Consider the following 19,616-nt stretch of genomic DNA (forward strand, 5'->3'; position numbering starts at 1 on the left):
TTTATGATGCGCAAAACGCTGTTGGCGGCGGCTCTTACGGTTACCGCATTTGCGGCTCAGGCTGATTATCAATGTGGTGTGACGCCGCGTGACGATGTGATCATCAGCCCGCAAACCGTGCAGGTGAAAGGTGAGAACGGTAACCTGGTGATCACCCCGGACGGCAATGTCATGTTTAATGGCAAGCAGCCTTCGCTAACCGCAGCGCAGCGCGAGCAGGCGAAGGATTACCAGGCTGAATTGCGCAGCGCTCTGCCATGGATTGACGATGGCGCGCGCAGCCGCGTGGAGAAAAGCCGCGCGGCGCTGGATACGATCATTGTCAAACAGGTGGGAGAGAATAGCAGCATGCGCAACCGTCTGACCAAGCTGGATGCGCAGCTGAAAGATCAGATGAACCGCATTATTGAACATCGCAGCGATGGCCTGACATTCCACTACAAAGCGATTGATGAAGTGCGCGCCAATGGTCAGCAACTGGTGAATCAGGCAATGGGCGGCATTTTGCAGGACAGCATCAATGAAATGGGGGCTAAAGCCGTGCTGAAGAGCGGTGGTAATCCGCTACAGAGCGTGCTGGGGAGCCTCGGTGGTTTGCAGACGGCTATTCAGGATGAATGGAAAAACCAGGAAGCGGATTTCCAGCAGTTTGGCAAAGACGTTTGTAAGCGCGTCGTTTCGCTGGAAGAAAATCGCAAAGCATTAACCGCCGGATTAAAGTGATCCACTGTTATTGTTTTTTATTTTCGGAATAGTCAAATAAAGCCCGGCTATATTGGTCGGGTTTCTTATTTTGCTCGCTATATTATATTGCTGAAAGGCTTTTAATCTGCCTTATAATATTAATTAAGGTGGTTTGCTATGGGTGTTAATGTGATTGAAACAAGGGGGGTTATTTTACTTTGAGAGTTTTCATGTTGGTGATAATATCAAACTTCACATCATGGACTCGATGATTACCTGTATGACATCACTACATATTCAATCGAAAGATGACGCCTCAATTCATAAAGACTTTCCTGAGCGGGACAGAAATACGGAGATTGATCTGCTCGGTTTAATGAGTACCTTGTGGGAAAGTAAGCGAATCATTATCTCGACTATTCTGATATTTTCTCTGGTGGGATTCTTTATTAGTGCGTTATTAACGCCAAAATGGACCAGCCAGGCAGAAATCACGCCAGCAGAAAACCCACAATGGAGCCAGTTGCAAAAGACCCTTTCTACTTTGCAGGTTCTCAACGTTAAACCTTCTCTTGATAAGGTAGAAGTATTTAACCTGTTCCTGAAAAAGTTTAATTCTGAATCGCTGCGTGAAGAGTTCCTGGCATCGTTTCCGCTGGTGGCCGGTAAGTTGATGGCCTCTAATCCTGACGCCGAAGAGTTGCGCCGCGGTATTGTTCTGCTGGCCGGGAAGATCAAGGCAGTCAATAACACGCCAGGGAAAAGCGCTGATAATGTGCCTTACCAGTCCTGGACGCTAAGCTTCACCGCCCCGACGGCTGGCGAGTCTAAGGAAATCCTTAACAGCTACATCAATTATATTTCTGCGCTGGTTGTTAAAGAGACAGTAGATTATCTGCGTGAAGAGGTGGATTTAAAAAAGGATACCGAGCGGGAATCGCTGGCGATGGAGCGTGAGCGGATGAATGCGCTCCATGACACTAAGTTGAAGCGATTATCTTACTCGCTGGAAGTGGCCAATGCTGCCGGTATTAAACGTCCTGTTTACAGTAATGGGCAATCCGTACAGGATGATCCTGATTATTCCATTGCTTTAGGGGCTGATGGCATTGCTGAAAAGCTTAAAATCGAACAGTCGATTGCCGATGTTACCTGGCTTAATGCGGATTTCCGTTATCGCGAACATCGTCTGGCGGAACTGGAAAAGCTGGATATTAAAGATATTACTTTTACGCCGTTTAAATATCAGCTTTCCCCATCTTTACCTACAAAAGAAGAGGGGGCGGGGAAAGTCTTCTTTATTATTTTAGCCGCGCTGTGCGGTGGGATTGTTGCCAGCGCGGTGGTATTAGTGCGACACGCTTTTCAGCAACGGGATCAGTAATATTTCTGTAGCACTTTGGCCCTCTGCATTCCGTGCAGAGGACCAAAGTTTTTATTCAGTCAGAAATAACTCAAGCAGGGAATTGAGAAACAGCTTACCGTGTTCGGTTATTTGCCAGTACGTGTCGCATTCATGCAAATAATTTAATGCCAGCGCCTGCTCGATCTGCGGGCGTATCGTACTTTCATCCAGCCCGGTGTAGCGGGTGAATTCAGCACGCGGCGCAGGCTCCAGCAGGCGAAAGCGATTCATAAAGAATTCGAACGGTTTATCCTGCGCTTCAACATCGTGCTGTTTATCAAGGTATTTTCCCTGCATATACCCACGCGGATGGCGGGTCTTCGCCGTGCGCAGGATGCGACCATCCGGGAAGGTCACTTTGCCGTGCGCGCCGCAACCAATGCCCAGGTAATCACCAAAGCGCCAGTAGTTGAGGTTGTGCTGACACTGATAACCCGGTTTCGCATAGGCTGAGGTTTCATACTGCTGATAGCCAGCCGCAGTGAGGATCTGGTGCCCCTGTTCGAAAATATCCCACAATGCATCGTCATCCGGTAGCACCGGCGGGCGCGAGCCAAACAGCGTATTAGGTTCAATAGTCAGTTGATACCACGACAGGTGCGGCGGATTAAGTTCGATGGCCTGACGCAGATCGTCCAGCGCCTCTTCCAGCGACTGATCCGGCAGGCCGTGCATCAAATCAAGGTTAAAGCTGCGCAATCCCAGCCCGCTTGCCAGTTTCGCTGCACGTTTGGCTTCCTGCGGGCCATGAATTCGCCCGAGTCGCTGAAGCTTGGTTTCACTGAAGCTTTGCACGCCGATGGAGATACGGTTTACGCCCGCGCGCTGGTAATCGACAAAACGATCCGCTTCCACGGTGCCCGGGTTGGCTTCCATGGTGATTTCCGCATCGGCCGCCAGCGGCAGCCGGGCGCGCACGCCATCCAGCAGCGCTTGCATCGCCGGGCCGGAAAGCAGGCTCGGAGTGCCGCCACCAATAAAGATGGTCTTTATTTCACGTCCCTGTGCCCAAGGCGCGTCAGCATCGAGATCGTTCAGCAGATGCTGAACGTAATCGTCGTGCGGCACTTCGCCCTTCAGCGCGTGCGAGTTGAAGTCGCAGTACGGACATTTCTGCACGCACCAGGGAATATGGATATAAAGGCTCAGAGGTGGCAAATCAGCCATTACGCAGTGCTTCCAGTAACAATTTTAACGCCTGACCGCGATGGGAAATGGCGCTTTTCTCTTCGCGGGTAAGTTCCGCCGCGGTTTTCCCCTCGGAAGGAACAAAGAAAATTGGATCGTAGCCAAAACCGCCATTGCCTGCCGGCTGCTGCGCGATCACGCCAGGCCAGCTACCGTGACATACCAGTGGCGTCGGATCGTTCGCATGGCGCATATAGACCAGCACACAGTGGAACTGTGCGGTACGTTGTTCATCCGGAACAGATTTCAGCGCATCGAGCAGCTTTTCCAGATTCTGCTGATCGGTCGCATCCGCGCCAGAATAGCGCGCCGAATAGATCCCCGGAGCGCCCTGCAATGCATCAACCGCCAGGCCAGAATCGTCAGCGATGGCGGGCAAACCGGTAACCTGCGCCGCGTGTCGGGCTTTAAGGATGGCGTTCTCAATAAACGTCAGCCCGGTCTCTTCTGCGGATTCAACGCCCAGTTCAGTTTGAGCGACCACGTCGAGGCCGAAATCATTCAATAGCGAGGCAAGCTCGCGCACTTTACCGGCATTACCGGTCGCGAGGACAACTTTTTGCATAGTGGATCCTAATCGATTAGCGCCGCGACTTCCGTCGGGATCTGTTGCGGGTGGGTAATTTTAATCTGCTTATGGCGGCCCAGCTCGCCTTTTTCAATCACCACCTGGTTTTTTGCCACGCGAAACTGCTTTGCGAGGTATTTGACCAGGTGCGCATTTGCCTGGCCGTCTACAGGCGGAGCGGTGATGGCGACTTTCAGTTCGTCGCCATGCAAGCCGATAATGCTGTCGCGGCTGGCTTTCGGCTGAATGTACAGCCGCAAAACCAGCCCCTCTTCACAGGTAGAAACGGCACTCATAGTGCCATCCACAACCCCGGCAGAAGAATATCGCCGGTGGATTGCAGCAGCTCCGCAACGCCCATATTGATGACGTATAGCAGCAGCACCAGAATCATCGGCGAAAAGTCGATGCCGCCCATCGCTGGCAGCAGATTGCGGATTGGGCGCAGCAGCGGTTCTGTTAACTGTATTAAAACGTACTCGACTGGGCTACGGCCCTGGCTAACCCAACTCATGATCGCCATGACCAGCAGTACCCAGAAAATCATCAGACCGATGGTTTTCAATAAAATCAGCAGCGCGGAGATCCAGATGATCGGCTGGAACGTGATCACCATAAACAGCACGATCGCTTTGATAAGACTGAGTACAAAAGCGATCAGCAACGAGGCGCTATCCAGCGGCCCCAGCGGCGGAATGACACGGCGCAGCGGCCCGACAATCGGCTGTGTAGCTTTCACTACAAACTGCGAAAACGGGTTGTAAAAATCGCAGCGTGCCCACTGCATCCAGACGCGCAACAGCAGAACCATCGTATAGAGTTCAAGCACTGTCGAGAGCAGGAAAGTCAACGTCTTCATGGCGTTCCTCAGTATTCCTTAATTTTTCGTGTAATCGCGCGCACCAAAAATGGCTGTCCCGATGCGCACCATCGTGCTGCCAGCCGCAATCGCGGCGGTCATGTCGTCCGTCATGCCCAGCGACAGGGTATCCACCGTTGGATAACGTGTTTTGAGCGCTTCAAATGCTACAGCCATTTGCCGTGCTACGGCAAACTGCCGCGCGTACTCCGTTTCCGGCGCGGGGATAGCCATCAAACCTCGCAGGCAAATACCCGGTAATTCAACGACCTGTGCCGCCAGCGCATCCAGCTCGCTGAGGGCAATGCCCGATTTGCTCTGCTCGTCGCTGATGTTGACCTGAATCAGCACATTCAGCGGCGGCAGGTCGGCGGGGCGCTGTTCGCTTAAGCGGCTGGCGATGCGCAAACGATCGATGGTGTGGCACCAGTCGAAATGTTCGGCTACCAGACGGCTTTTGTTGGACTGCAACGGCCCAATAAAGTGCCATTGCAGGTCATCCACGCCCGCCTTGCGGAAGTGAAGGATCTTATCGACCCCTTCCTGAACATAGTTTTCCCCAAACGCGCGCTGTCCGGCGGCGATGGCTTCTGCGACAGCGCTCGCAGGCTTAGTTTTGCTCACTGCAAGTAACGTAACTTCTGCTGGAGCACGGCCGCATTGTGTTGCGGCAGCGGAGATTTTGTCCCGGACCTGTGCCAGGTTATGCGCAATATCGTTCATGTTTCCAGGATAGCGTTATGGATATAGATGAAATAGTGGAGCTTAGTGTAAAGCATAATGTCTCGGATCTACACCTGTGCAGTCATTGTCCACCGCGCTGGCGACAGCAGGGACGGCTGGTGCCTGCGCCTTTTCCCACGCCTGACGTCAGCGGGTTTATCAATGCGCATCTGAGCAGCGCACTACAGCAGCAATGGCGGGAACAGGGGCAGGTTGATTTCGCCCTGACCACCGCGCGCGGACAGCGCTTGCGTGCTGGCGCGTTCAGCCATCATCAGGGTGTCTCGCTGGCGCTGCGACTGCTGGCGCAAAGCAGCCCGTTGCTCGCAGAACTGGATGCGCCCGCCGCGCTGAACACGCTGCTGGAGCGGGATAACGGGCTTATTCTGGTTACCGGCGCCACCGGCAGCGGCAAATCCACGACGCTGGCAGCGATGGTTGATCATCTCAACCAACATCATGACGGGCATATTTTGACGCTGGAAGATCCGATCGAATTTGTCCATACCAGCAAGCGGTGCCTGATCCAGCAGCGGGAGATCGGCCAGCACTGCTGCTCATTCGCTGCTGGTTTGCGTGCGGCGCTACGTGAAGATCCCGATGTGATCCTGCTGGGTGAGCTGCGCGACAGCGAAACTATCCGTCTGGCCTTGACCGCCGCGGAAACCGGGCATCTGGTGCTGGCAACGCTACATACGCGTGGTGCTGCGCAGGCGGTAGAACGTCTGGTGGATACGTTTCCGGCGCAGGAGAAAGATCCGGTGCGCAGCCAACTGGCCGGAAGCCTGCAAGCGGTGCTGGCGCAGAGGCTGGAAGTAGACACGCGGGGAGGGCGGATCGCACTGTTTGAGCTGCTGATTAACTCTCCGGCGGTCGCGAATCTGATTCGCGAAGGCAAAACGCACCAATTGCCCGGCGTGATGCAGACCGGGCAGCAGGCGGGCATGCAGACCTTTGCACAAAGCCACCAACAACGCGTTCAGCAAGGCTGGCTTTAACGCACGTTTAGCGAATAAACCGCAGGCAGGGCGCCCGCAGTCGCGAGGATTTCCAGCCGAATGCTCAATGCCGTCAGCGGTTCGGGGAACCGGTGCTGGCAGACGGAGTGGTGATTATCCCGCACTTCAGCCAGGAGTTTATCGTCCGCCCACAGGCGGTAGTGCGTAATACAGTGTGGCGTAACAGCGTAGTGATGGCCCATTTGCACCGACTCCATGGCGTTATCAAAATCGTTGTCCTGCACCAGCGTCAGATGACGGATCTGGCGCGGTGTGGCCCAACGCCAGACGATCTTCGGCGTTGGATCATGAGCATCTGGCGTCCAGCCATTGATTTGCTGCTCCGGGCGCAGGCGTCCGTTAAGCACATTCTGTACGCTCCAGGCTGTTAACGGTTGGCTAAAGCGCAGGGCTGGCATAATTTGTTGCGGATGACGGCGCGGCAGCCAGAAGTCAAACTCATCGACGCCATAATCGCCATCGACAACCTGACGAGTGTGTTTCGCTACGCGTGCATTCAGGCTGTTAAATACCGTCATCATGCCGGGCAGATGCGTGTCCGTCAGGGCGATCTCGATCGCATCCTGCGCGTCGAAAGCGATAAACAGATACTGATCGCGCTCGCTCTTCCAGCGGAATGACAAGGTGTGCCAGGCTTCGCCGGAAACCTGTAACACAGACTCATCGTGTTGATAATCGGGGGTAAAATTTCCGGCTCGCGCGCTGCCAAGCAGGGATACTGCCAGCGTTTGCGGCGTTTTGGCCCGTAGAAACAGCGCGAAATCAGGCAATTTTGCGCCAGCCTGTACCGGCAGCAGCAGCGCCATCCGCCCGGTTAATGCGTGCCAGCGACCATTGGCAGGCAGTTCAGTCAGTTGATATTCGCTGCTGGCGCTGACCTCCGCTCCGGCCGCCGGATCGTTCAGCCAGCGTCGCGGAATATAGCAGCCGTTAGCCTGTAACTGCTGTTGCAGTAGGCCGATGTGCGCAGGCTCCGCCAGTTCACGCGGGGTAAGGCGCTCTGTGTTACAAAGTGCGGCGGCGCGTCCCACCACTTCCCCCAGCAGACCGCAGGTGCACATCACGCGGGCGCTGCCAAACGCGACATGGGAGGCGGAAATTAACCTGCCGGTGAGGAACAGATTGTCCAGCGAGCGGCTATAAAGGCAGCGAAATGGAATGGTGTAGGTGCCTTTGCTGTGAAACTGTCGGCAACCGTCGTGTGTGCTGTAAACGCCATCCGCTGGATGCAGGTCGATCGACCAGCCGCCGTAGGCCACGGCATCGTAGTGATCGCGTTGTTCGATAATATCCTGCTGGCACAGTAAATGATCGCCGAGGAAGCGGCGGCTTTCGCGCTTGCCAGGAATTGCGCCCACCCATTCGATGGTCATATTGGCGGCTTCCGGGAAGTTGCCGGAGTTTTTAATATGATCCCAAACGCCCCAGACGATTTTCCACAGTTCCCATTTGATCTCTTCGCTTTCATGCACGGTATCCAGGCGGCCCCCCCACTCCAGCCACCATAAATCGCAACCGTTCAGCGTTGATGTCAGCCGCTTGTAGCGCGGGATTTCGGTAATATCTTGCAGTGCAAAAGAGGGCGGTACAAAGTTGACCGGACCATCAGTTTGTTTGGTGTAGAAGTAGATCGAATGGCCCAGCTTATGACCAAAATGATCCCCCGGCGCCATCTTCTCGCCCAGTTCTTGTGCCTCTTCCGCGCCCTCGCGATATTCAGCGCCCGCCAGAAAACCCAGTACGCCATCGCCGGTGGCATCGCAAAACTGCGCTGCATTTACGCGATAAAAGGTTTCGTTGATCGGATTGAAGGCTTTGATCTGGGTAATGCGCTGCTGCTCTTTTTCTACTTCATAAACGGCGGTATTCAGCAGAAGCGTTAACCCCGGCTGGCTTTTTGCCAAATCCAGCAGGACCAGATCGAACATCACCGGGTTGCCCTCTTTGTTGCGCCAAAGGTTCTCTTCCATGATTTCGCCCATGATGCCGCCTTCGCGCGCCCAGCGGTTATTGTTCCCCATATGCGACGTGGCGCCATTCGCCCATAGCCTTACTTCGCTGGAAGCATTCCCGCCAAGCACTGGCCTGTCCTGAATCAGCACCACTTGTAAACCGTCGCGGGCAGCCGCAAGAGCGGCGCAAAGACCGGCAAGCCCGCCGCCTGCGACCAACAGATCGCAGCGCAGATGCTGCGTCGGAAAGGTTCTCGCCTCGCTATGGGGAAAGATCTTCATAACCTTGTATCCTTCTTTACTGACGGTAAAATCGAATTTTGAGCAATCTGATAAGCGAATCCTGAATGTCCTCACAACCAAACCAAAGCCTGATTGACGGTATCCGCTGCCTGCAGTACCTGGTTTCCAGTGGTCGCGCCATTGGTTGCCGCGAGCTGGCGCGCCTGATGGGCATTAACACCACGCGCGTCAACCGGTTGCTGATGACCATGGCGTCGATCGGCCTGACCATGCAGGATGCTCAGCGCCGCTATCTGCCAGGGCCTGGCATCCATGCGCTGGCGGCGCAGGCGATTCGCGGCTCGGCGCTTTTCTCCCAGGCGCTCCCTCTGCTAGAACGCCACGCCCCGAAAGACATCGTGGTGGCGATGGGCGTGCTGTGGGAGGATCAGGTCATCTATATCTATCACTCCGAACCCGGCAGCCAGGTCAGCCAGGCGCTGGCCGGTTTTCATATGCTGCCCGCCTGGCAATCTGTCATCGGCATGTCGCTGCTGGCGGCGGAAAGCGATGATGAACTGCAAAAACGCTTTACCGACGAGCAGTGGCAGCAGCTTGGCCCACATGTCGCTCTTCAGCGTCAGCAGGGGCATGTGGTCTGGCATCATGACGACGGCGAAGTGTCGATGGCCAAACCCCTCGGCGCGCACTCTGCGGCGCTGGCCTTTGCCGGGATGTGGAACATCGAAGACGCTGAAGTCGAAACCCGCTTGCAGGCGCTTCATACGCTGGTCAGCCATCTGACGGAAAAGGCCTGACAGATTTATTGCTCTGTTATGTTTCTTTTATAGAAACAATAATGGAAATGCAAAAAGGGCAGGCGGAAACTGTGAAAACGATCGGCAAAAAGCCGCGGTCGAGGCGCGGCTTTTTCAGAAGAAGTTGTTACACAACTGAATTGAAGCGAGGATCAGGCGTGCTGCTCGAAATAGCTTTCGAGGATGATCACGGCGGAGGCGGAATCAACGCTGCCTTTGTCGAGGGCGCGAAAACCGCCGCGTTCGAACAAACCGGCACGCGCTTCTACAGTACTTAACCGCTCATCGTGCAGTGTAACTTTCACGCCAAAACGACCGTGCACTTTATTGGCAAAATTGCGTGCGCGCGCCGTCAGCGGCTGTTCGGTGCCATCCATATTGAGCGGCAAACCGACGATGACCGTTTCTGGCTGCCACTCTTTCAGTAGTTTTTCGATAAGCTTCCAGTCTGGCGTGCCGTCCTGCGCTTTCAGCGCGGTGAGCGGACGCGCCGTGCCGGTGATGCGTTGCCCAATGGCGACGCCAATGCTTTTGGTGCCAAAATCAAAGGCCAGCAAGGTTCCGCTCATCAGGCATGCCCCGCTACGCCAGGCATAGTGGAGATATCGATACCGATAAGTTTTGCCGCTTCGCGCCAGCGGTCGGCGATCGGCGTTTTGAACAGAATGTTGAGATCGGCCGGGGCGGTAAGCCAGGCGTTATCCATGATCTCTTGCTCCAGTTGCCCTTTTTCCCACGAGGCGTATCCCAGCGCGACCAGCACTTCGCTCGGCTGTTCTGCCGTTCCAAGGGTTTCCAGTACATCGCGTGAGGTGGTGACCACGGTATTATCCGAAACGCGAATGCTGGAAGCGAATGTGGCGGGCGGCGTATGCAGGATAAAACCACGATCTTCCGCCAGCGGGCCGCCCAGCAGCACCGGTTTGTCCAGGCGGATGGCCGGATCCCGCGCTTCTGGCTGGATTTTGAGTTTTTCCAGAACACCGTCAACTTTCAGGTTTTCCAGCGGCTTATTAATAATCAGCCCCATTGCACCTTCGTCGTTGTACTCGCAGATATAGACTACCGAGCGCCGAAAGAGAGGATCCTGAAGAGCAGGCATGGCAATAAGAAAGTGATGCTGTAAATTCATTGTCAGAGGTTCTGTTTCCTGGTTCAAAAAAGCGACAGCCTAGTATGGGGGGAAAGCGCAGAGCTGTCACCTGGCAATGCTGTCATGGGCGGGATCCTTCCCGCCCTGTGCGCTGAGATTATTTACCCAGACGTTTTTCGATGGCATCCATCAGCATGCCGGTGATGGAGATCGGGAATTCAGCCTCAATTTCACGCACGCAGGTCGGGCTGGTCACGTTAATTTCGGTCAGACGATCGCCGATGATATCCAGGCCAACAAAAATCAGCCCTTTGGCTTTCAGCACCGGCGCAACTTTGCGCGCAATCGCCCAGTCACTTTCGCTTAACGGACGCGGTTCGCCGCGGCCGCCCGCCGCCAGGTTGCCGCGGGTTTCGCCGCCCTGCGGAATGCGTGCCAGGCAGTAAGGCACCGGTTCACCGTCAACCACCAGCACGCGCTTGTCACCGTCTTTGATCGCTGGCAGATAGTTTTGCGCCATGCAGTAACGGCTACCCAGTTCGGTCAGCGTTTCAGTAATCACCGACAGGTTCGGATCGCCCTCTTTGACGCGGAAAATCGACGTGCCGCCCATGCCGTCCAGCGGTTTAAGGATGATGTCGGTGTGCTTTTGCCAGAACGCTTTCAACTGCGCTTTGTTGCGTGTAACCAGCGTTTCCGGCGTCAGATCCGGGAACCAGGCAGTGAACAATTTTTCATTACAGTCGCGCAGGCTCTGCGGCTTGTTAACGATCAGCGTGCCTTTCTCTTCCGCACGCTCAAGGATATAGGTGGCGTAGATATATTCGGTGTCGAACGGCGGATCTTTACGCATCAGGATGGTGTCCAGATCGGCCAGCGCAATATCCTGCTCGCTGCCGAATTCGTACCATTTGTCGTAGTTCTGTTCGACGGAAAGCGTGCGGGCGCGGGCGCGGGCTTCACCATTGATCAGGTAAAGATCCGCCATCTCCATATAGTGCAGCTCATAGCCGCGGCGCTGTGCTTCCAGCAGCATGGCGAAGCTGGTGTCTTTTTTGATGTTAATGTCCGCGATGGGATCCATCACGATGCCAAGCTTGATCATTCTGCTTCTCCTTTCAACCCAGGTCGCCAAAGCGGACCTGAAGCGCGGTGATGGCGGTAAGCGCCGTAGTTTCTGTACGCAGTACGCGTGGCCCTAACAAAATGTCCGTAAACTGATAGCCTGCGGTCATGGCGATCTCATCAGCAGAGAGGCCGCCTTCCGGGCCTATCAGCAATCGAATGCGCTCAACCGGCAGCGGAAGCGTGTTGATGCTCTGGCTGGCGCGCGGATGCAGGTTCAGTTTCAGACCGGCATCTTCTTCGGCGCACCACGCTTCCAGATCCATCGCCGGGCGAATTTCCGGAATACGGTTACGACCGCACTGTTCGCAAGCGGCAATAGCGATTTTCTGCCACTGCTGGAGCTTTTTGTTCAGGCGCTCGGCGTCCAGTTTAACCCCGCAGCGCTCAGAAAAAAGTGGCGTAATGAGGCTTACGCCCAGCTCTATCGACTTCTGAATGGTGAATTCCATCTTTTCGCCGCGCGACATCACCTGGCCCAGATGGATATGCAGCGGGGATTCACGGTCGTCCACTTCGCTACGCAAAATGTTCACCACCACGCTTTTCTTATCTGCGCGAACAATCTCGGCATCGAACACCTGGTTGGTTCCGTCGAACAGTTGAATAGCCTGGCCCGGCCCCATACGCAGCACGCGGCCAACGTGGTTGGCGGCATCTTCGCTCAGCGCGATTTCATGGCCCGGCTGAAGAGGTTCAGGGTGATGGATGCGGGGAATACGCATGTTTGAAATTCCGTCTGTCAGGCGATGCAGCGGCTCATGGGGGGAAAGTGGGCCGCTGCACCTGTCGATAATCAATTGTCGCTAGTGTAGGTTAGCTCTTTCGCGCCATGCAAGCGCGCTGCACGTAAGGGTTGTGGTTGCCCTGCACCTCGGCAATGCGTGCATCGCGCGTGCATTCCCAGTCCGTCACCGGATACTGCTTATCCCACGCGGTAAACAGTTGCGTTTGCTGGCGTGAAAGGTTGAGCTGATATTGATCGCGCATATAGAAGTAGGTACGGGCAATCGCACCGCGGGCGCGGGCTGGCGGCTCAGCGAGCTTCGCTTTGAAATCAATCTTCATACCGCACTGGCCGTACTGGCCGTCGCCGCCATTCCACTGGCTATACATAAAGTTGCCGCGATCGCCATTCACTTCACCAACGGCGGGTTGCAGGTTGTGCATATCGCTTTCAATTTTGCGGTAGACCGGATCTTTGGCGCAGTTTTTCCGACCGCCATCCTGCCAGCACTGGCGCAGATGGCCGAACTGCCACGCAGGCATCACATGCTCCCATTCAATGCGGCTGGCGCGATTTTCATTTTTTCGCACCTTGTAACCGCAGGAAGCGAGGTCAACCACTCCTTTTTTACCTTGCCAGTTAATTTTGCAGCCGCAGTAGAAGTCGCCCGGTGCGTCGGCGTTAACTTTGGCTCCCGCCGCTTTTGCCTGGGCAAAGCTGTTTATGCCCTCCGCTGCGAAAGCGGGAATGGCGAACAATGTGATGAATAGTGAGAAAAGACGAAACATAGCGAACTCCCTGTGAAACGAGTTCGCAACGTAGCGGAAGGCGTTGTCTGATGCAATCAGTAAGAGCAGAAAATTTCTTAATGGATTCAGTTAGTCGCGTCGGCAATGAGCGGTTCGCCACAGCGTACACAGCGGTAAACCGCCTCGCCGCGCAGTACGCGGTTGTGTCGGCGTACCGTAAGCTGGTGTTGCTGGCATCGACAATGATATGGGAAAGTATTGCGCCGTACCGATTCCAGTTCGAACTGGTGCGTGCGGCGGGCAGGGACGCCAAGCACGCTCTCCATCATCCATTTCCACTCTTTACCGTGCGGCGCAACGCGACCGAAGTGTTTCCACACCAGCAGATGCGCCAGTTCATGCGGAACCACTTCTTCAACAAATGCCTGCTGGTTTTCCAGCAACAGCACGGGGTTGAGACGGATTTCGTAATCCGCCAGCCAGGCGGTGCCCGCAGCCGTGCCGCGCTGTTGATACACCACTTTAGGTTCGGGATAGCTGCGCCCCAGTTTCTGGTTCGCAAGGGCAAGTTTATCCCGCAGGCTCTGCATGACGGCTTGCTGGATGGCGATGGGAAGACGGGGAGTTTTCATAGTTGCAGAGAATAGGATCGGCGAAGCGCGAGTGCAACAGGCAAAACAGAGGCTTCCTCCGTAGAGGAAGCCTGAAGGGTTAATTGTGGGAACCGATCTCGCGCAGCGGACGACCACGCATCAGGTTACGCTCGATGTGCTCCAGCGAAACGTGTTTGGTTTCCGGCACCAGCCACAGGGTCAGTACGATGAACAGCAGGTTCAGCGCGCCGTAAACCCAGAAGGTGTTGGCATTGCCCAGCGAGTTCAGCATCGTCAGGAAGGTTGCGCCGACGATCATATTGGCAATCCAGTTAGTGGCGGTGGAGCAGGTAATACCGAAGTCGCGGCCTTTCAGCGGCTGGATTTCGGAGCACAGCACCCAGATCAGCGGACCGGCGCTCATGGCAAAACCCACAATGAACATCAGCAACATGGCGACGGCAAAGTACTGCGCGGAAGGTGAGTGGATGCCCAGATGCAGCATCGTACCGAGAATACCCATCCCGGCGGCCATCACCAGGAAGCCCAGCACCAGCGTCGGTTTACGTCCCCAGCGGTCTACCAGACCAATAGCGATAAAGGTAGCAAGCACGTTAGTCAGACCAACGATAACGGTGCCCCACATCTGCTCGTTGGTATTGCTGTAACCCGCCAGTTCAAAGATTTTCGGCGCGTAGTACATGATGACGTTCATACCGGTGAACTGCTGCATGATTTGCAACAGCACGCCGAGGAACACCGCGCGACGGAAATTGCTGTTCTCTTTAAACAGCGCCCAGCCGGTCTGTTTCACTTGCAGGCTTTCGCGGATCTCTTCCAGCTCATTTTTCGCTTCCGCGCTGGTGTCACGCAGGCGTAATAGCACGCGTTCTGCATCGTGGAAACGGCGTTTGGCGGCAAACCAGCGCGGGCTGTCCGGCAGGAAGAAGACGCCAATCAGCAGCAAAATCGCCGGAATGATAATCACGCCCAGCATCCAGCGCCATGCACCGCTGTAGCTGAAGGCCGTGTCCGAGAGATACGCGCCGAGAATCCCGATGGTGATCATCAACTGATACATTGAGATCATGCTGCCGCGAATTTTTTCCGGCGCGATCTCGGAAAGATAGAGCGGCGCGGTATAGGAGGCGATCCCAACCGCCAGGCCAAGCAGCACGCGGGAAATAATTAACACTTCCACATTCGGCGCGGCGGCAGAGCACAGCGAACCCACGACAAACAGTACGGCGCCAATCATCAAACTTTTTTTACGACCCAGGCGCCAGGAGAGCCAGCCGCTGCCGACAGCGCCGACGGCGGCGCCGAACATCATTGAACTGACCACCCACTCCTGGATATGTGAGCTAATTTGAAAATCTTTGGTGATAAAGGGCAGCGCACCCGCAATAACCCCAATATCCAGACCAAAAAGTAACCCTGCCAGTGCAGCGAGGAAACAAACAAAAAAGGTCATCGCCTTATTTGAATGCCCCTGTTTTTTATTGTCAGGCATGATGCCCTCCATTGGTGTATTGGTTTTCCGGTGACAAAAGTAGGCCAGTTACCGGCAAAATTACGTGATTTACATCACATGAGTGTAATCGATTACATTCCGCTAAAGTCGGTAATGTAAATAAAAGTGTTAAATATTATAGGATTGTTTACGTTGGAAGGTGAGTGCCAGGGAGAAGTTTCAGACTAAGCCGAAACGTAATGTAACAACTCTGCTTCACTCCTTTTTCAAAAGGAAAACTCTGAAAAAAATCAGCGAAGCGGTGACGTGTAATCGCTTTCAGAAAAATATCAGGCAGGCGTTAACAGTATAGACGGCGAAAATAACCGGACGAGAAATGCAAAAGGCCAGCACGAGGCTGGCCTTTAGAAGAAAACTGTCAGCGGATTATTACAGGCCGGCAGCTTCACGCAGCAGGGCGGCTTTGTCGGTTTTTTCCCATGGGAAAGTTTCGCGACCAAAGTGACCGTATGCAGCGGTTTGTTTGTAGATCGGGTGCAGCAGATCCAGCATCTGGATCAGACCGTACGGACGCAGGTCGAAGAATTCACGGACCAGCAGCGTCAGTTGTTCGGTCGGCACTTTCTCCGTACCGAAGGTTTCCACCATGATGGAGGTGGGTTCTGCGATACCGATAGCGTAGGAAACCTGAATTTCACAACGATCGGCCAGACCCGCAGCAACGATGTTTTTCGCCACGTAACGTGCGGCATACGCTGCGGAACGGTCCACTTTCGACGGATCTTTACCGGAGAATGCGCCGCCACCGTGACGAGCCATACCGCCGTAGGTATCAACGATGATTTTACGGCCGGTCAGACCGCAATCGCCCATTGGGCCGCCGATAACGAAACGGCCGGTCGGGTTGATAAAGAATTTGGTGGATGCGTTCAGCCACTCGGCTGGCAGGATCGGCTTGATGATCTCTTCCATAACCGCTTCCTGCAGCGATTTCTGGTCAATCTCTTCAGCGTGCTGCGTAGACAGAACGACAGCATCGATGCCGGCGATTTTGCCATCATCATACTGGAAAGTGACCTGGCTTTTTGCGTCCGGGCGCAGCCACGGCAGGGTGCCGTTTTTACGCACTTCAGCCTGACGCTCTACCAGACGGTGGGCGTAGGTGATCGGTGCTGGCATTAACACGTCAGTTTCATTGGTCGCGTAACCAAACATCAGCCCCTGGTCGCCAGCGCCCTGTTCCAGCGGATCGGCACGGTCAACACCCTGGTTGATGTCCGGAGATTGCTTACCAATGGCGCTCAGTACGGCACAAGAGTTGGCATCAAAGCCCATGTCGGAGTGCACATAGCCGATTTCGCGCACGGTGTTACGGGTGATCTCTTCGATATCGACCCATGCGCTGGTAGTGATTTCACCGCCAACCAGCACCATACCGGTTTTAACATAGGTTTCGCATGCTACGCGCGCTTTCGGATCCTGTTCGAGGATGGCATCCAGCACGGCGTCTGAAATTTGGTCAGCAATTTTGTCAGGATGCCCTTCAGAAACGGACTCGGACGTAAAAAGGTGTTTTGCCATAGTAAGTTTTCACCCTGGAGTAATACGGTTAGCTCGAATTCTGTGCCCGGATGTTTTCACGCCTGGCGGCGCAGATTGCAGATGATGGCACAAGAAGTCTGAGAGTTAATCAATCTGGATGGATTAACATCTGGATGGCTATTTTAGGTCACTTGTTGAACCCATTGCCAGCCTTTTTTTGATCCTGACCTCATCCTGACACAAATAGTGACGGAAATTTTTCCTGACAATGCGGCAAACATAGCTTTTTTATTTTGCATTTTCACCCCGTTGTCGGTATAAAACGCCGCGCGCGGCTCTTAAAAAAAAGCGCATGGTCAAAACGCCATGTCGCCACTTCCAGCCGGGTTAAGCAGTTGATTCAGGGCTTTGGCTTGTCGCAGGTCGCTATGGCTTGCGTTGGAGGTGATAAGAAATAATGAACCGTTGTTTTCCGCAGAATCTGTCGCGCCGTTCTGGCGTGCGTTTATTCCCCGCAACCTGCATTTCTAATCTGCAAACCTGCCGATGTTATACCCATTTCGGCGCTTCCCAGGACTCCAGGGCCGGTAAGGCGTTGTGATACCTGAACAAGGGCTCTCCTGCTAATACAGGGGTTTTCTCGTGGTTTCGCCGGGCTGTCATACAGACGTTCGGATGCGTGTTTTACAATGATATGAAAAAGAAACCGGTCGCACAGGCGTGGTGTTGGGCTGAAATCAGGCTAAGCCAGGCTGTTTATGGGTTGTTATCGCTATGTGTCACTGCGATAGTAGTCAACTATTTTATACCTGTGTCTCTTCGCGCTTCGGCAATCGCTCAGCGTGATGTGCGCAGGGTATACACTTTTATAGATTGAGGTTCGCTATGTCTGACGACATGTCTTCGTTTTCGCCTTCGTCAGCAGGCGAACAGGGTGTACTACGTTCCATGCAGGAGGTTGCGATGAGCTCCCAGGAAGCCAGCAAGATGCTTCGTACTTATAACATTGCCTGGTGGGGCAATAACTACTACGACGTCAACGAGCTGGGCCATATCAGCGTTTGCCCGGATCCGGACGTCCCGGAAGCCCGTGTCGACCTGGCACAGCTGGTAAAAGCACGTGAAGCACAGGGGCAACGTCTGCCTGCATTGTTCTGCTTCCCGCAGATCCTGCAACACCGTCTGCGCTCGATTAATGCCGCGTTCAAACGCGCGCGTGAATCCTACGGCTACAACGGCGATTACTTCCTGGTTTACCCGATCAAGGTGAACCAGCATCGCCGTGTGATTGAATCCCTGATCCATTCCGGTGAACCGCTGGGGCTGGAAGCCGGTTCCAAAGCGGAATTGATGGCCGTTCTGGCACATGCCGGCATGACCCGTTCGGTGATTGTTTGTAACGGTTATAAAGATCGTGAATACATTCGTCTTGCGCTGATTGGCGAAAAGATGGGCCACAAGGTCTATCTGGTGATTGAGAAAATGACCGAAATCGCCATCGTGCTGGAAGAAGCTGAACGCCTGAACGTGGTGCCGCGCCTCGGCGTACGCGCGCGTCTGGCATCGCAAGGTTCCGGCAAATGGCAATCCTCCGGCGGCGAGAAATCGAAATTTGGCCTTGCGGCAACGCAGGTGCTGCAACTGGTAGAGATCCTGCGCGAGCGCGGACGTCTGGACAGCATTCAGTTATTGCATTTCCACCTCGGTTCGCAGATGGCCAACATCCGTGATATCGCGACGGGCGTGCGTGAATCGGCGCGTTTCTACGTCGAGCTGCATAAGCTGGGCGTCAATATCCAGTGCTTCGATGTCGGCGGCGGTCTGGGCGTGGATTATGAAGGTACGCGCTCGCAGTCCGACTGCTCAGTCAACTATGGCCTGAATGAGTATGCCAACAACATCATTTGGGCGATTGGCGATGCCTGCGAAGAGCATGGCTTGCCGCATCCGACGGTGATCACCGAATCCGGCCGCGCGGTGACGGCGCATCACACCGTGCTGGTTTCTAACATTATTGGCGTTGAGCGTAACGAGTACACGCAAGCGACTCCACCAGCGGAAGATGCGCCGCGTGCGCTGCAAAGCATGTGGGAAACCTGGCAGGAGATGCATGAGCCTGGCACCCGCCGTTCTCTGCGTGAATGGCTGCATGACAGTCAGATGGATCTGCATGATATTCATGTCGGCTATTCCTCTGGCACTTTCAGCCTGCAAGAACGCGCCTGGGCTGAGCAGCTCTATCTGAATATGTGCCATGAAGTGCAGAAGCAGCTCGATCCGAGCAACCGAGCGCATCGCCCGATTATCGACGAACTACAGGAACGTATGGCGGACAAAATGTACGTCAACTTCTCGCTGTTTCAGTCGATGCCGGATGCCTGGGGTATCGATCAACTGTTCCCGGTATTGCCGCTGGAAGGGCTGAACCATGCGCCGGAACGCCGCGCGGTGCTGCTCGATATTACCTGTGATTCTGACGGTGCCATTGATCATTACGTGGATGGCGACGGCATCGCGACTACTATGCCGATGCCGGAATACGATCCGGAGAACCCGCCAATGCTGGGCTTCTTTATGGTGGGCGCGTACCAGGAGATCCTCGGTAACATGCATAACCTGTTTGGTGATACCGAAGCGGTTGACGTGTTTGTCTTCCCGGATGGCAGTGTGGAAGTTGAACTGTCTGACGAAGGGGATACGGTGGCGGATATGTTGCAGTATGTGCAGCTCGATCCGAATACGTTACTGACGCAGTTCCGCGATCAGGTGAAGCAGACCGGTCTGGACGAAGCGCTGCAACAGCAGTTCCTCGAAGAGTTCGAATCGGGTCTCTACGGTTACACCTATCTGGAAGACGAATAACGCAGTAATGACG

General features: G+C 54.7%; 21 protein-coding genes. 7 read left to right on the forward strand and 14 right to left on the reverse strand.

Going from position 1 to position 19,616, the window contains the following annotated elements; translation table 11 throughout:
• Positions 1–3: 3 nt before the first annotated feature.
• Complete coding sequence (locus AWR26_RS03945) at positions 4–723, forward strand: YggN family protein (protein ID WP_064563751.1); 720 nt, start codon at positions 4–6, stop codon at positions 721–723.
• A gap of 154 nt (positions 724–877) precedes the next feature.
• Positions 878–2,068 carry an LPS O-antigen length regulator Wzz(fepE) gene (gene wzz(fepE) / locus AWR26_RS03950; protein WP_244256226.1) on the forward strand — a complete coding sequence of 397 codons (1,191 nt, stop codon included), beginning with the start codon at positions 878–880 and terminating at the stop codon, positions 2,066–2,068.
• 51 nt (positions 2,069–2,119) lie between these two features.
• Here the strand turns inward: wzz(fepE) and hemW are convergent, their stop codons facing one another.
• From hemW to AWR26_RS03975, 5 genes are read right to left on the reverse strand one after another with little or no spacing between them, the layout of a single operon-like run.
• Complete coding sequence (gene hemW / locus AWR26_RS03955; protein ID WP_064563753.1) at positions 2,120–3,256, reverse strand: radical SAM family heme chaperone HemW; 1,137 nt, start codon at positions 3,254–3,256, stop codon at positions 2,120–2,122.
• On the reverse strand, positions 3,249–3,842 hold the full coding sequence (locus tag AWR26_RS03960) for an XTP/dITP diphosphatase (RefSeq protein ID WP_064563755.1): 594 nt from the start codon (positions 3,840–3,842) through the stop codon (positions 3,249–3,251). Before AWR26_RS03960 ends, hemW begins: the two co-directional genes overlap by 8 nt.
• Before the next feature lie 8 nt (positions 3,843–3,850).
• Positions 3,851–4,141, reverse strand: coding sequence for a DUF167 family protein YggU (yggU, locus tag AWR26_RS03965; protein WP_043956611.1), 291 nt, complete (start codon positions 4,139–4,141; stop codon positions 3,851–3,853).
• Positions 4,138–4,704: a YggT family protein gene (locus AWR26_RS03970; protein ID WP_064563757.1), complete on the reverse strand. Its 567-nt coding sequence runs from the start codon at positions 4,702–4,704 to the stop codon at positions 4,138–4,140. The genes yggU and AWR26_RS03970 overlap by 4 nt, the downstream gene beginning before the upstream one ends.
• A gap of 18 nt (positions 4,705–4,722) precedes the next feature.
• Complete coding sequence (locus AWR26_RS03975) at positions 4,723–5,427, reverse strand: YggS family pyridoxal phosphate-dependent enzyme (RefSeq protein WP_064563759.1); 705 nt, start codon at positions 5,425–5,427, stop codon at positions 4,723–4,725.
• A gap of 17 nt (positions 5,428–5,444) precedes the next feature.
• Here AWR26_RS03975 and AWR26_RS03980 point away from each other — a divergent pair, with 17 nt between their 5' ends.
• Positions 5,445–6,425, forward strand: a complete 981-nt coding sequence (locus tag AWR26_RS03980; RefSeq protein ID WP_064563761.1) for a type IV pilus twitching motility protein PilT — start codon at positions 5,445–5,447, stop codon at positions 6,423–6,425.
• On the opposite strand, the gene AWR26_RS03985 is transcribed toward AWR26_RS03980, so the two are convergent.
• Complete coding sequence (locus AWR26_RS03985; RefSeq protein ID WP_064563763.1) at positions 6,422–8,680, reverse strand: FAD-dependent oxidoreductase; 2,259 nt, start codon at positions 8,678–8,680, stop codon at positions 6,422–6,424. The genes AWR26_RS03980 and AWR26_RS03985 overlap by 4 nt on opposite strands.
• A 65-nt stretch (positions 8,681–8,745) precedes the next feature.
• On the opposite strand from AWR26_RS03985, the gene AWR26_RS03990 reads away from it, so the two are divergent.
• A complete protein-coding gene (locus tag AWR26_RS03990) occupies positions 8,746–9,438 on the forward strand; it encodes an IclR family transcriptional regulator domain-containing protein (protein WP_064563765.1) in 693 nt (230 codons plus the stop codon).
• Between the two features lie 152 nt (positions 9,439–9,590).
• On the opposite strand, the gene ruvX is transcribed toward AWR26_RS03990, so the two are convergent.
• The 8 genes from ruvX to metK form a co-directional block, all read right to left on the reverse strand.
• A complete protein-coding gene (gene ruvX, locus AWR26_RS03995) occupies positions 9,591–10,007 on the reverse strand; it encodes a Holliday junction resolvase RuvX (protein WP_007370208.1) in 417 nt (138 codons plus the stop codon).
• The gene (locus AWR26_RS04000) at positions 10,007–10,570 is read right to left on the reverse strand and encodes a YqgE/AlgH family protein (protein ID WP_007370209.1); all 564 of its coding nucleotides are present in this window, start codon (positions 10,568–10,570) and stop codon (positions 10,007–10,009) included. Before AWR26_RS04000 ends, ruvX begins: the two co-directional genes overlap by 1 nt.
• A 118-nt stretch (positions 10,571–10,688) precedes the next feature.
• Entirely contained in the window at positions 10,689–11,636 is a 948-nt protein-coding gene (gene gshB / locus AWR26_RS04005; protein ID WP_064563767.1) for a glutathione synthase, read from the reverse strand.
• A 13-nt stretch (positions 11,637–11,649) separates the two neighbouring features.
• Complete coding sequence (gene rsmE / locus AWR26_RS04010; RefSeq protein WP_064563769.1) at positions 11,650–12,381, reverse strand: 16S rRNA (uracil(1498)-N(3))-methyltransferase; 732 nt, start codon at positions 12,379–12,381, stop codon at positions 11,650–11,652.
• A gap of 91 nt (positions 12,382–12,472) precedes the next feature.
• A complete protein-coding gene (gene endA / locus AWR26_RS04015; protein ID WP_064563771.1) occupies positions 12,473–13,171 on the reverse strand; it encodes a deoxyribonuclease I in 699 nt (232 codons plus the stop codon).
• Between the two features lie 86 nt (positions 13,172–13,257).
• A complete protein-coding gene (locus AWR26_RS04020; RefSeq protein WP_071892598.1) occupies positions 13,258–13,764 on the reverse strand; it encodes a SprT family zinc-dependent metalloprotease in 507 nt (168 codons plus the stop codon).
• A 79-nt stretch (positions 13,765–13,843) separates the two neighbouring features.
• Positions 13,844–15,238: a sugar porter family MFS transporter gene (locus AWR26_RS04025; RefSeq protein WP_064563772.1), complete on the reverse strand. Its 1,395-nt coding sequence runs from the start codon at positions 15,236–15,238 to the stop codon at positions 13,844–13,846.
• Positions 15,239–15,628: 390 nt separating this feature from the next.
• Complete coding sequence (metK, locus tag AWR26_RS04030; RefSeq protein ID WP_007370216.1) at positions 15,629–16,780, reverse strand: methionine adenosyltransferase; 1,152 nt, start codon at positions 16,778–16,780, stop codon at positions 15,629–15,631.
• Positions 16,781–17,198: 418 nt separating this feature from the next.
• Between metK and AWR26_RS25865 the strand changes: the two genes are divergently transcribed.
• The 3 genes from AWR26_RS25865 (at position 17,199) to speA (ending at position 19,603) form a co-directional block, all read left to right on the forward strand.
• On the forward strand, positions 17,199–17,342 hold the full coding sequence (locus tag AWR26_RS25865) for a hypothetical protein (protein ID WP_269467832.1): 144 nt from the start codon (positions 17,199–17,201) through the stop codon (positions 17,340–17,342).
• A gap of 93 nt (positions 17,343–17,435) precedes the next feature.
• Positions 17,436–17,618 carry an acid stress response protein YqgB gene (yqgB, locus tag AWR26_RS25885; RefSeq protein ID WP_139227928.1) on the forward strand — a complete coding sequence of 61 codons (183 nt, stop codon included), beginning with the start codon at positions 17,436–17,438 and terminating at the stop codon, positions 17,616–17,618.
• 8 nt (positions 17,619–17,626) lie between these two features.
• Entirely contained in the window at positions 17,627–19,603 is a 1,977-nt protein-coding gene (speA, locus tag AWR26_RS04045; protein WP_071892602.1) for a biosynthetic arginine decarboxylase, read from the forward strand.
• The last annotated feature ends 13 nt before the right edge of the window (positions 19,604–19,616 follow it).

It is taken from the genome of Kosakonia oryzae (assembly GCF_001658025.2).
In the GTDB taxonomy this organism is placed as follows: domain Bacteria; phylum Pseudomonadota; class Gammaproteobacteria; order Enterobacterales; family Enterobacteriaceae; genus Kosakonia; species Kosakonia oryzae.